The following is a 13,095-nucleotide window of genomic DNA, read 5'->3' on the forward strand; positions in this document are numbered from 1 at the left end:
AATAGAGAGGAAATTATTATGACTCATCATTTTGTAAAATCACCGATCGAATGGGCACGAGCTGCCTGCGATTCAATTATGAGCACGTACACGCCTATGGAGCTGCCGCCTGCCGGGCGCTGGCATTACCATCAAGGTGTATTTTTATGCGGCATGGAAATGCTGTGGGAAGCTGAACAAGATAACCGCTATGACGCCTACATTCAGGCGTATGTGGATGGTTTGATCGACGAACAAGGCAATCTCTATTTTGCGCGGGATGAGCTGGATGCCGTTCAAGCTGGCCTTTTGTTGTTCCGATTGGAAAAACAGACAGGACATAGCAAATACCGAATCGCTGCGGATAAGCTGAGAAATTTGCTGAACACGCTGAATCTTACTTCAGAGGGCGGTTACTGGCATAAAGACAAGTATGCATTCAACATGTGGTTGGACGGTTTGTATATGGCGGGTGTCTTCTCATTGAAATATGCGAATGCTTACGGAGATCACGATCTGCGTAGAACCGTGCTGCACCAAGAGAAACTAATGCGCAAATATATGAAAGATGAAAAGACAGGGCTGCTGTACCATGCCTGGGATGAAAGCTGCAAGATGCCATGGGCGAATGCCGAAACAGGCTGCTCACCGGAATTTTGGGGCCGCTCACTCGGCTGGTATGGCCTAGCGGTTACCCAATTCCTTGATGAGCTTCCATCGGACGAACCAGGGCGCGAAGAGTTAGTTAACTCGCTGCGCGATTTCGTTCATGCGTTGATTCGTTATCAGGATGCAGAGAGCGGACTTTGGTATCAAATCGTTGACAAGGGTGATCAGCCCAATAACTGGCTTGAGACATCCTGTACGAATCTGTTCGTATACACGATTGCCAAAGCGATTAAGCATGGGGTTGTCGGCCAAGAATGTGTGGACGCAGCTGTGAAGGGATATGAAGGACTGATCCGAACGCTGAAGTTCGACGAGCAGGAGCGGGTGGTACTACCGCTGATTTGTATCGGAACGTCAGCAGGCGATTATGAGAACTATGTGACTCGACCGACTAGTGAGAACGACCTGCATGGAGTGGGCACATTCGTGATGGCGTGTATAGAAGTGGAGTCGCTTATCGGGCATTCGACTTAAGGAGTGTTATCAATAATCAATTCGTAACTGGACGTCCATCAGGACGTCCTTTTCATATTTCTTATGTAAGATCAATAATAATTAAGAAATCCCGAACTAACCAATCTATGATAAAATAAAACCTAAATAATAGAAATACGCATAGATTTTAGAGTTTGCTAGGGAGCTGATTTGTCGATGGTTGAGCCGCATTTTGCGCTGAATCAAGAAGTACGCCTCATATGGCCGATATTGAGGCCGTGGTTTCCCAGAAGCATACAGATTCGGATCGCTTCGTTTTGATGGCTTTTTCTAGAGGGGCTGCTTATGCGATGGGCTTTGCTAGTCAGAGACCAGAACGGCTAAAAGGATTAATCATTTGCGATTTTCCTGCGAAGTACCCTGTGTTTAGCACAGAATGGCTTGAACGATGTTTAGCTAATCCTCACACCAATTCCGACGTGGTACAAGCAATATTTGATGAAACGGAAGAGGTTGATCTGTGGGATCAGCTTAAGGCAATCGAGTGTCCTGTTTTAGTTATCCGCGGTGGAAAAGAGGGCTCTTTCTGAAGTGAAGCAGATGCGTTGCGCTATCAAAAACATCTTAAACACGTGGAGATCGTCGTCTTCGAGGATTCTGGCCATGCCCTGTGGGAACCGGATGAGGCCCGTTTTCGACAAACAATTCAACATTTTCTAGAGCAAATAGATGGCCATAAATAGATGGATTTGCAGGAACTCGCCATCAGGGGGTACAGGATATGAAAAGAACGTTAGCCGTAAGCGATATACATGGCTGTGTGGATGAATTCAAGCAATTACTGGATAAGGTAAATTATAATGCCGTAGAAGACCAGCTCGTGTTGCTTGGTGATTACGTGGATCGAGGGCCGCAAAGTCGGGAAACCGTGGAATTCGTTATGCATTTGGTGCGAGAAAAGGGAGCGATTGCGCTCAAAGGAAATCATGACCAACGTTTCGTGGATGTTCTGGGGGACGTCGATTCATTGACGGAAATGAAGTTTTTTGAACATGGAGGCATCCAAACATTTAAAAGCTTCTGCGGGTCCGAAGAGCTTGATTTGAAGCAATCGAAAGAACGAATCCGAGCAAAGTTCAGCGATCATATTTCATTTCTGAATAATCTTCCTTACTATCACGAGGACGAGACGCACATTTATGTTCATGCTGGGCTTAACCCTACATTTTCGGATTGGAAAACCCAACCTGAAAGGGACTTTTTGTGGATTCGTGCTCCTTTTGTTCAGCAGCGAACCGTCGTGAAAAAAATAGTCGTTTTTGGGCATACGCCGGCTAAAGATATTCATGGGAAAGCAGATGTTTGGTTCGATCGTGATAAAATCGGCATTGATGGCGGATGTGCCTATGGCTGGCAGCTCAATTGCTTGGAAATCAAGGGCAGAAATCAGTACAAGACCTATTTCGTTGCTTCTAAAGGGAGTTGGAAATCATAATCGTGATGACATCGCGTTTTCCGATTAGCAAGAAAGATCAAGAACCGTTATTTTAAATAGCTTACACTGTGTTTAGAGGGCTGGAGGGGGCAACCGATGGACACCGATTACTTTGTGCAGATTCAGAAGACTTTGGATTACATTGAGGATCATCTATCCGAGCCTTTATCTGTTGCTTGTTTAGCGCAAGTCGCTTGTTTCTCTGACTTCCATTTTCATAGAGTCTTTCAAACCATGGTGGGAGAAGCTGTGATGGAGTATGTTCGGAAAAGAAGATTAGCGAGCGCGGCCTATCAGATTGCACATACGGAGAAGAAGTTAATCGACATCGCCCTCGACAATGGGTTCCAGTCCCACGAGAATTTCACTCGAGCATTCAAAAAAGTTTTTGAACGTACGCCGATTGCGTACCGTAAACAAGGCATACTGACGCCCGGTTATGCGAAAGCGAATGTGCTGCAAAGAAAATTCAACCCAAAGCGGAGAGACTTTGAGCTACGCTCAAAGATCCCTATATTAGGAGGAATTCGAATGGAATATCAATTGAAGACGAAGCCTGCTTTTAAACTGATTGGCTATGAACTGAAAACGTCCTGCAAAGAGGGAAGAAACCATCGTGAAATCCCTGCATTCTGGGGCTCGTATTTACAAGAGGGCAAGGGGAATCGCATTCCCAACCGCGTACATGCTGATTCACAAGTTGAGCTGGGTATTTGTACGGATTTCAACATGGAGACTGGGGATTTAAGTTATATCATCGGGATGGAAGCGACGGATTTTGAGGATGTGCCTGCAGATCTGGTGAGCCGTGAATTTCCGGAGGCAAGGTATGTGGTGTTTACGACACCTAAGGTCACTCAAGATCAATTCGTTGCATCCATTCAGAGCACGTGGAAATCCATTTTCGAAGAATGGTTTCCTCATTCTGGCTATGAACATGCAGGTGGCGCGGAGTTCGAACTGTATGATGAACGCTGTAACCCATCCAAAAATGAGCTCATCCAAATGGACATTTATATTCCGATTAAGGAAAAATAGAGCAGCAAGCTTGTAACAAATAGGAATCATTTGTAACCAAAATGACATCTGGTTTTCATCTGGCTTTAAGGTTCGGGGCCTATACTGAAATTCGACCCCCTTTTTAAATATATATACTTGAAGACCCACAGCCCGTTGCTGTGGGTCTCTTTTTTTTGCGTCTTTAGGAAAATGAACCTAGTGTAAGAAAGGTGACAGGGCAATTGTTAAGAAAAGACAGCAGAGCAAAACGTGTCTATTTGCAAGCAAGCAGCGGCAGGATACGATGATATCGCCGGCACAACAGCAGGCTCACATTTGGAAAGGGTGAACACAAGATGGAGGAAAGAGTGACCGGCTTAACTAAGAAGCTAAGTCAGCGGAAGCCAATTCCAACCAAGCCGATTCCGTCCACATTCCGAGGCCGCTTGATACGGGATCGACATTTGTATCTGATGCTTCTGCCTGTGATTGGATTTTATCTGTTGTTTAAATATGCTCCGATGGTCGGCGAGATGATTGCCTTCAAGGACTACCGATTCGCCGACGGCATCTTCGGCAGCAAGTGGGTAGGGTTTAAACACTTCACTAGCTTGTTCCAAAGCATCGATTTCTGGAGAGTGCTAAGAAACACGCTGCTGCTCAATGTGTATAACCTTGTTTTTGGATTTCCGATACCCATATTGCTCGCGCTTCTGCTTAATGAGGTACGCAAGGAATGGTATAAAAGGACCGTTCAAAATCTGCTCTACTTGCCCCATTTTATCTCATGGGTTGTGCTTGGGGGCATCTTCATTGCTATGCTTTCTCCAAGCACGGGTGTTGTCAATTTGGTGCTGACGAAGGTGTTTGGCATCGAGCCCATTTATTTCATGGCTAGCTCCAGGTGGTGGCCTGTGGCTTACACCTTATCAGGCATATGGCGTGAGGCGGGCTGGGGCACGATTCTATATCTGGCTGCAATGGCCTCGATTGATCCGCAGCTATATGAAGCGGCCAAGATGGACGGCGCATCGAAGCTGCGCCAGATTTGGCATATTACATTACCCGGCATTCGCAGTACAATCGCTATTCTGCTTGTTCTTCGCATGGGGCATATGATGGATGTGGGGCTTGAGCAGACGCTGGTGCTGCAGAATATGTCCGTCTTGGATGTTGCGGATGTAATTAGTACTTATGTGTACCGTGTCGGTTTGCAGAATATGAACTACAGCTATACGACGGCCTTAGGGTTGTTCCAATCCGCAGTTGGCCTGATACTGGTCGTAGGCGTAAACAGATTGACTCGAGCGTTCGGTGAACGGGGGTTATGGTAAGCGATGCAAAGTTTATACAGAAAGCAATCCCATTTATTCCGTCTAGGGACGTCAGCTAATTATGCGATACTCGGCATTCTTTCGTTAATTGCCTTATACCCATTCTGGTATGAGGTTGTATCGTCCTTCAGTAGCAGCAGGGCTATTACAGCAGGTGAAGTGACATTATGGCCGGTCGAATTCAATGCAGAGGCCTATAAGCGTCTTTTCCAGGATGGGCAGCTCTTGGTAGCGATGTGGAATACGGTGCTGGTAACCATAGTCGGCACAGTGCTCAATATGACACTTACTTTACTGGCGGCGTACCCGCTTTCCAGACGAAGACTGATGGGGCGTAATGGGCTGCTCATTTTCATCACCTTCACTATGCTGTTCGTTTCGGGCGTAATCCCGAATTTTATATTAGTTAAATTATTAGGACTCATGGATACCTATTGGGCGTTGTGGCTTCCCTCATTAATCAGTACATACAACATGTTTGTGATGAAAACGTTCATGGAAGGCTTGCCGGAGGAAGTGGAGGAATCAGCGTCCATCGACGGCGCTGGGGACTGGCGAATTCTGCTTCAAATCATTGTCCCATTATGCAAACCGATCATAGCGGCCATCTCACTCTTTTATGCGGTAGGCTGGTGGAACTCATACTTCAATGTATTGCTCTACGTTACCAAAACAACCAAGCAAACCTTAACGCTTAAGCTCTATCAAATGATCCTGCAGGTGGATCAGAATCTACTTGATCATGCATCCGGCAGCGAGGGTGTTGCGGAGATGACGCTCACTCCCGAAGGGATTAAAGCGGCGGCGATTGTCATTGCAGTCACACCCATTCTGATCGTGTACCCGTTCTTGCAGAAACATTTTGTCAAAGGCGTCTTGATTGGATCGGTCAAAGGCTGATATCTCGGGGCAAATAGTCCTTGATATATACCACACAATATTTAGGGGGATGGAACCATTGAAAATGACTAAACATGCGTGGAAACCAGTTCTTGCAGCAAGTATGTCTTTAGCAGTACTAGCCGCTTGCAGTACGAATACGACTACAGAGGGTGGCAGTTCAGCAAAGCCTCAAGGAAGTGCAGCTGCTACAGCAACAGCGGCCGGTCCAAAGAAAGAGATCAGTATTTCCGCTTTTGATCGTGGAACAGTAGCCGCTGAGGAAGGCAGCTACGAGAGCAACCGTTGGACAAAGTTTATAAATGAAAATTCGCCGGCCAAGGTGACCTGGGTGCCAGTACCTCGGGCACAGGCTCAACAAAAGCTCAGTACTCTGGTGGCTTCCGGAAGCGCACCTGATCTCATTTGGGAATATGACCGCAACTATATTGCGCAATTGGCCAATCAAGGTGCCATACAACCCGTAGATAGTTTTATCGAGAAATATAGCACGACTATGAAAAAATATCTGCAGGAGCATCCTGAGCTTAAATCAGCATCGACGATTAACGGCAAAATGTATGCGGTCACCAGCAGTCGAAGCATAGATGGAATTGCCAACCATGGGATGTGGATTCGTCAGGATTGGTTGGATAAGCTGGGCTTGAAGGCGCCGACGACAACGGAAGAATTGATCGAGGTGGCGAAGAAATTTAAAGAAGCGGATCCAGACGGTAATGGTAAAGCAGATACAGTGCCTATTGTGTTTAATGGCAACGCTGTGCAAATCATTCGAGCTCTCTTTTTCGTGAATGAGAATCAATGGTACTTGGAAGAGGGTAAGCTCAAATTTGGCAGAACGTTGGATCGTTACAAGGATTCCATTGCTTATCAGAAAACATTATTCGATCAAGGCTTGCTGGATAAGGAATATATCACGGATAGCAACTTTCAACGTGCACGTCAAATGTGGACGACTGGCAAGGCAGGTATTTATTTTGGTTCATGGAATATGCAAAACGAATATATGGATCTTAAGAAAAATGTCCCCGATGCCAAGATGGTTCCATTAGAGCCAGTGGCCAGTAAGTATGGGAAAAATGGTTTATATCAAGAGCTTCCGGCGAGTATTCTGGTAGCCTTTAACAGTAAAATGAAAGAAGACAAAATCGAATCCGCTGTTAAATTCCTCGACTGGATGATGGATAAAGGGGATATGGCGATGAAATACGGCGAGGAAAATGTCCATTACAAGCTAATTGACGGTAAGATCCCGCAAGTCATCGATGCTGACAAATCTCGTAAAGAAGTGTCCTACGCAGGTGAGTATGCGATTGTAACTGATTTTAGTCTGAAATCCGACTGGTTTCCGACCATGGCTGCCCAAGATCCGCTCTCCCAGGAATATGCCAAATTGAAGTCACAGTCGTTGGATGTAGCACTCAAAAACAAATACCGCAGAGACATAGCTTTTAGCCCGGATATTCCGGAAGTAAGCCAACTGATCGCCACGTTCCATCCGATTGCTACGCAAATCGAGGTGAAAGCCGTAACTGGAGGCGGTGCATTAACCCCAGAGGCTGCTATGGAAGAGTCACGTAAAGAGTGGAAGCGTCTTGGTGGAGATAATGTTGAGAAGCTCGCACAAGAGTGGTATGAGAAGAATAAAGAGTTCTTGAAATAATAAGTGCACGCCCAATATGTATAAATGAATCTGCGGGAAGGCTGCTTGCTTTAAGTGTAGGCTGACCTTCCCGCGTTGTTTTACAATTAAGAGGAGGGATTTGCCCAGCATGAGCGTAAATGAGACTATGATTGATCACAAACAACTTTTGATAAAGGCAATCACAGCCAAAGAAAGTGAGTATGATTCTCAGGTTTGTATGCTTCGTCGTCCGTTCCATAGCCCGGGGTATCATACCACGCTTACGGCGAAGGATCACCCAACAACTCATCCGACTTATCAATCGCTGCTCTATGCGGTTGGCTTGCTAAATACAGAAATGAAGGAATATGAACAGAGGGCTTATGATATCATTGGCCGCCTGTTATCTTTGCAGGATCGCAATCCGCTAAGTGATACCTATGGGATATGGCCTTGGTTTTATGAAGAGCCGCTTACACAGATGGCTCCTCCTGATTGGAACTGGGCGGACTTTTGCGGCAAGGAGCTGCTTCTTGCGGTGCTGCGTCACGGTCACAAGCTGCCTGAAACGCTGAAAGATCAGATCCGGGAATCGGTAAGCTTTGCATGCGACGCGATTATCAGACGGAATGTAGGACCGAACTATACGAATATTGCGATTATGGGGGCATTTGTGACTTTAATCGCCGGTGAGCTGTATGAACGGAAGGATTATGCGGATTATGGGCTGGAAAGGTTGGAGAAGCTGCAGCAATATACAGCAAATTTAGGGACCTTCCAAGAATTCAACAGTCCTGCCTACTCGGTCATTGCTATTGTGGAGCTGTCTAAAATTGGTGAGTATTCCCTCAACTCTCGTGTGAAGGAAATAACCACTGAATTGCTAGACATGGTCTGGCGAATGGTGGTGGAGCATTATCATCCGGTCTCCCAGCAATGGGCCGGTCCGCACAGTCGCAGTTATAGTACGTTACTGACGAATAAGACTAAATCCTTCCTGCAAGTGGCTACCAATAACAAGTTGGTGTTCTTTGCATCCGAGGATTTGGAGTATGACACAGAGTGGTACGGCAGTGGAATCCAATGTCCAAAACAATATGTTGAGCAATTTACCCGTATAGAAGTACGTGATCTTAGGCAGCCTTATTATCGCAATGAGGAAACCGGATTCGTGAAATGGGCGGATACTTACATCACACCGCAGTATGCGATCGGAGTGTTTAGGAAAGAGATCATGTGGAATCAAACCAGAGGGATGGTTGCTTATTTCGATAATGGCGGGCAGCCGACCTATCTGCAAATGCGCTGCTTACACGAGGGGTACGATTATTGCTCGGCTGTTCTCAGCGTTGCAGCGAGCCGCAGCCATCTGCTGTTAGGCGTAAACTTTCTAACGAACGGCGGGGATACACACCCCAATTTGGATCGTATTCAAGGTCGTATAGAGGCAACGGATTTCCGGATTCGAATGGAATTTGGCGGTTGCTTGGAGCGTATGAGCATTGAGCAGGAAGGCACTGTGTCACAGGTGCAGATCAATGGACTGCCGCTTCGTTTCGAAAGTTTATATGCTGCCTTTGAGGGTACTGAAGGGAATCAACTGCGCTGCGGCGACAAAAACGTATCCTCCGCAGCCCCCGGTTGGAACTGGGAATGGAGCAAACAGGGGGACACCTATGGACTGGATCTGGTTATTTACGCTGGCGAGCGGCAAACAATAGACTTCCAAGCTATGGACAAAGCTGCGTTTTTATTCTCGTTAGCTATTGGTGACACAGTGAAGGAAAAGCCGTTAATAGTCATTGAAGAAGAAGCGGAGCAAGTGACAGTAAGGCAGGCTGACAATCGTGCGGACGGTTCGCAGCAACAGCTGTCTATCTCCTTGAAGCCGAATGACAAGCATCCGAACTAGGGATGCAGAAAAAGAAGGAACTCGCCATACACTGGTACCCATAGACTGGACACTTAGAAAAAAGGTGTTTAGGCTGTGGGTACCTTTTTGTATACTGGAGTAAGCATCGGAGGGGATTGCATGAGCAAGAAGCGATTTAATGAGGAAGACCGTGAAAACCTATCAAGAAACAAATACGTGATCAGAGTTAGTGATAAAGCGATAACCTATTCGGATGAATTCAAGCAGTTGTTCATAGATCAATATATGACAGGTAAAACCCCTAGAGAAATCTTTGAAGCTAACGGGTTTGATGTAAACGTAATCGGTATGAAGCGTGTAGAGCAGTGTGCTGACCGTTGGAAGAAAGCCTACCAACAAGGCGGCATTATCGGACTAGTCGACTCCCGAAAAGAAGCCTCTGGACGTCCTCTAAGGCGTGAACTATCACAAGATGAAGTCATTGCCAAGCAGGAAGCAAGAATCAGGCTTCTCGAATCGCAAGTAGAATTGTTAAAAAAGCTAGATACGAAAGAAAGGTTGCTGGTAGCAAAAAGGATGAATCTAAGCAAAGCTAAGCTATTCGAACTAATTAAGGATGCCGTGGATCAAGGTCTTCGACGCATGACTCGCTACCTCTGCGAGTTACTTAACGTTTCCCGCTCAGGGTACTACAGCTACATACATGCCGCAGATTCGCGCTTAGAGCGAGCCCGTTCGGATGCTAAAGCTGGTGAACTGATTAAGAAGGCTTTCCAACGAAGAGGGTATAAAAAAGGTTCTCGCTCCATCAAGATGGCCCTTGAGAATGAGTTCGGCATCATTTATAATCTAAAGAAAATCCGCAGGCTTATGAAGAAATTTAACATCATATGTCCGCATAGAAAACCCAACCCATACAAGCGCATGGCCAAGGCCACGCTGGAACATCGGACTCTTCCCAACATCCTGCAGAGGGATTTTAGAAAGGGTATTCCTGGTCTGGCATTGCTTACCGACATCACCTATCTCCCATATGGTTGCTCAGAGATGGCCTATTTGTCGACCATACTGGACGCCTCTACAGAGGTTCTATCCCATAACCTATCTAATCGACTCACGCTGGAAATTGCAACTGACACGATTGATACACTTGTGAAACAAAGACGTCCGAAGTTACACAAGGATGCTTTCATCCATTCGGATCAGGGAAGCCATTACACCAGTCCGAAATACCAAGAGTTGCTGAAACAGAATGGGCTAGGCCAGTCCATGTCTAGGCGTGGGAATTGTTGGGACAACGCTCCGCAGGAATCGTTTTTCGGGCACATGAAGGACCATGTAGACAGCCGCAGTTGCACAACTTTAAAAGAGCTGCAACGTGAAATCGAGCGTTATATTCGCTATTACAACAACCACAGATATCAATGGGGATTAAAAAAGATGACCCCTGTGCAATACAGGAATCATCTATGGTTGGCTTCCTAGATATAAACCACTCTTTTTTCAAGTGTCCATTTTTTATCGTAAAATAAGGCAATGAAAACTCCCATCAGGTAAAATTTCCGCTGATCGTCCTGACCACTAGTGACCTTTTTCCCAATGAATAAAAACTTATGAGTTGCGAGCTTTTTCTGCAAGATGTTGGTCATCTTTTTTGACGAAAATATCATATTGATTATTATCAGTTCTGTACGAATACATTGAACCGTTATCATTGTTAGTGATCCTACTTCTGTATGAGATTCCATGTTGTTTCAGTTTGTTTACGACTTTGTTATATTCCGAAATATTAAATGTTGTAAAGAACAAATACCTATGCTTGGAAAATAAAAACATAATAATGTTCATAATTAATCGTTCGATATTCCCCAAATTATCCCCCCCTTTTATAAATTATAGGATTTTGAATTGTAATTGTAAAATATACTTGTGGAAACAGAAATAAATGCCGAGATAGTTTGATATCCCGGCATTTAATCCTGTCGTTAAATTCGGTGATCGAACCTAAATGACCAGCTCGTGGTTGCATCATGAATGGTGCAAAGCATATCCGAACCTAGAGCCCTAGTAGTATGTGTTGCAATAAGGATCGGCTGCCATTCAGTAGGCGCAGCTACGTAAAATGTCATACCTGAAGTCCACCACTTATCGACATTTTGTGAAAAACCACCTGGAATTGCACCCTGCGCTACTAGCCTTACTTGTTGATCCCTCAGATAGAAAGTTGGATCCAAAATATCCCAGATTCCTGTTGCGCTTGTGATGTCTTTGTAAGGTGCGTTGTTCGAATCAGTATAATTATCCCAGTAAACCGTACTATTTGCACGTACTCCGATACTCGGGTCGGTTTTAGATGAAGCATCTGAACCCGATCCACCGTATCCAGCTGCCACTCGTTGTAGCATAAGATTCAATTATTTGGTTGCCCTTCTTCTGTTTTTTAAGTTTTTGAGTAGTACTAACCATAGTTATGTTTTTTTCTTGGCCGGTGTCGTTATTTTTAAGAGTTGCTTGGATACCGTTGGCTTGTTCCCCTGCGTAATCAGTAATTCCTTTCTTAGCACGATCATAAAGTAATTCTTTGTCCTTTACTTCTTTCGCTTCATACTCAACATCCCAGCCATCCTTAGATTCATTAGCAATCGCTGCATTTAGTGGCAAAACCGAAACGAACGCGACAATTAAGGTCAGTAATAAAAATTTTTTCATTTAATATGCTCTCCTTTATGCTCCAGGAATGTGATCATTAAATGTTAAGTTCCAAGATGAACCGTTTTCGTAGATTGTGCAGTTTTGAATTACACCAACAGCTGCCGGTTTGCCACTATTCCATAAAATAACGGGGCTCCAAGAAGCGATGTCGGTGGTATAGTCAAAAGAAAAATCACTACGAGATAATTCTTGATTAACTGACGTTCCACGATTTGGGTCATATCCATTTTGAATAACGCGAACGCTTTGATCCTTGATTGAAAGGTAAGGATCACTAATTAACCAACTTCCAGTTACCCGGGTCATGTCAGCTGTATTAAATTGATTTATGGTTTCTTCTTGCCAATAGATAGTGTGATAAGCTTTTACGCCAACTGAGGTGTCCCATTTTTCGCCGTAGGTGGTGTGTGGAGTCGTTGCTGCAGCCATAAAAACGGTCGTAGCATATTGTTTCGTTAAAGTGTCACCTTTTTTTGTGGACTTCAAATGTTGTGTTGTTTCACTTTTTTTTACCCATAAGCTTTTCCCGTTATTCTCACCTTTAATCTCTTGCTCTGGGTAAGTCGATCCAGTAGGATAATCGGTTTCCCCTTTTTTGGCTTTTTCATATAAAACGTTAAGGTCAGTAATTTCTTGCTTTGTGAATGTAACCTCTTTTTCCGTTTCGGCAAATGCTAACGATGACATAAGGGACAACATGAGAACCAGACTTACGAGCAAAGCAGCTACTTTTTTCATAAAGTTACCTCCTTGTATGCTAAGAGCAGTTCCTAATTCTTTAATGAATTGGAAATTGCTCTTATTATTTTTTGTTCCTTGAAAAATGAATTTGAACCGGTTGTGAACGTAGCTCAAGCGAAGGCGCGGGAGCCGTCCCAACGGGACGAAAATTTTTAAAAGGTGTTTACGATCTTGCGATGTCTTTGGGACAATGCCAATAGGTGCTACCGACGGGAATGTTCCTTACCCTCCTGTTGAACCAAGCATTTGGTTTCTTCCAATTTAGAGTGTTCCCTTGGCCTCTTCCGTATTTTCCTACACGCTGACTGTATCCCATGCGCTGCCATCCCTTCCG

Annotated in this window: 12 protein-coding genes; 9 read left to right on the plus strand and 3 right to left on the minus strand. The window is 45.0% G+C overall.

Annotated features, from left to right (window positions below; all coding sequences use genetic code 11):
• Positions 1 to 18: 18 nt before the first annotated feature.
• The 9 genes from G519_RS0117025 to G519_RS0117065 all read left to right on the plus strand — a co-directional run bounded on the left by G519_RS0117025 (position 19) and on the right by G519_RS0117065 (position 10,793).
• Entirely contained in the window at positions 19 to 1,122 is a 1,104-nt protein-coding gene (locus G519_RS0117025) for a glycoside hydrolase family 88/105 protein (RefSeq protein WP_029195742.1), read from the plus strand.
• A gap of 221 nt (positions 1,123 to 1,343) precedes the next feature.
• Positions 1,344 to 1,673: an alpha/beta fold hydrolase gene (locus G519_RS0117030; RefSeq protein WP_029195743.1), complete on the plus strand. Its 330-nt coding sequence runs from the start codon at positions 1,344 to 1,346 to the stop codon at positions 1,671 to 1,673.
• 191 nt (positions 1,674 to 1,864) lie between these two features.
• Entirely contained in the window at positions 1,865 to 2,578 is a 714-nt protein-coding gene (locus tag G519_RS0117035; RefSeq protein WP_029195744.1) for a metallophosphoesterase family protein, read from the plus strand.
• A 96-nt stretch (positions 2,579 to 2,674) separates the two neighbouring features.
• Positions 2,675 to 3,616 (plus strand): AraC family transcriptional regulator, encoded by a 942-nt coding sequence (locus G519_RS0117040; protein ID WP_029195745.1) that lies wholly within the window; start codon positions 2,675 to 2,677, stop codon positions 3,614 to 3,616.
• A 317-nt stretch (positions 3,617 to 3,933) separates the two neighbouring features.
• Positions 3,934 to 4,911, plus strand: a complete 978-nt coding sequence (locus G519_RS0117045; RefSeq protein WP_084160200.1) for an ABC transporter permease — start codon at positions 3,934 to 3,936, stop codon at positions 4,909 to 4,911.
• A gap of 3 nt (positions 4,912 to 4,914) precedes the next feature.
• Positions 4,915 to 5,811: a carbohydrate ABC transporter permease gene (locus G519_RS0117050; RefSeq protein ID WP_029195747.1), complete on the plus strand. Its 897-nt coding sequence runs from the start codon at positions 4,915 to 4,917 to the stop codon at positions 5,809 to 5,811.
• 64 nt (positions 5,812 to 5,875) lie between these two features.
• Positions 5,876 to 7,474 (plus strand): extracellular solute-binding protein, encoded by a 1,599-nt coding sequence (locus G519_RS0117055; protein WP_029195748.1) that lies wholly within the window; start codon positions 5,876 to 5,878, stop codon positions 7,472 to 7,474.
• Positions 7,475 to 7,583: 109 nt separating this feature from the next.
• Positions 7,584 to 9,347 (plus strand): hypothetical protein, encoded by a 1,764-nt coding sequence (locus G519_RS0117060; protein ID WP_029195749.1) that lies wholly within the window; start codon positions 7,584 to 7,586, stop codon positions 9,345 to 9,347.
• A gap of 120 nt (positions 9,348 to 9,467) precedes the next feature.
• The gene (locus tag G519_RS0117065) at positions 9,468 to 10,793 is read left to right on the plus strand and encodes an IS3 family transposase (RefSeq protein WP_029195750.1); all 1,326 of its coding nucleotides are present in this window, start codon (positions 9,468 to 9,470) and stop codon (positions 10,791 to 10,793) included.
• A gap of 500 nt (positions 10,794 to 11,293) precedes the next feature.
• Here the strand turns inward: G519_RS0117065 and G519_RS50240 are convergent, their stop codons facing one another.
• The 3 genes from G519_RS50240 to G519_RS0117080 are packed head-to-tail and all read right to left on the minus strand — an operon-like array spanning position 11,294 to position 12,758.
• Positions 11,294 to 11,722 carry a hypothetical protein gene (locus G519_RS50240; RefSeq protein WP_127528214.1) on the minus strand — a complete coding sequence of 143 codons (429 nt, stop codon included), beginning with the start codon at positions 11,720 to 11,722 and terminating at the stop codon, positions 11,294 to 11,296.
• Complete coding sequence (locus G519_RS0117075; protein ID WP_029195752.1) at positions 11,658 to 12,017, minus strand: hypothetical protein; 360 nt, start codon at positions 12,015 to 12,017, stop codon at positions 11,658 to 11,660. Before G519_RS0117075 ends, G519_RS50240 begins: the two co-directional genes overlap by 65 nt.
• Positions 12,018 to 12,032: 15 nt before the next feature.
• On the minus strand, positions 12,033 to 12,758 hold the full coding sequence (locus G519_RS0117080) for a hypothetical protein (RefSeq protein WP_029195753.1): 726 nt from the start codon (positions 12,756 to 12,758) through the stop codon (positions 12,033 to 12,035).
• Positions 12,759 to 13,095: the final 337 nt, after the last annotated feature.

The organism is Paenibacillus alginolyticus DSM 5050 = NBRC 15375 (assembly GCF_000422905.1).
In the GTDB taxonomy this organism is placed as follows: Bacteria; Bacillota; Bacilli; order Paenibacillales; family NBRC-103111; genus Paenibacillus_E; species Paenibacillus_E alginolyticus.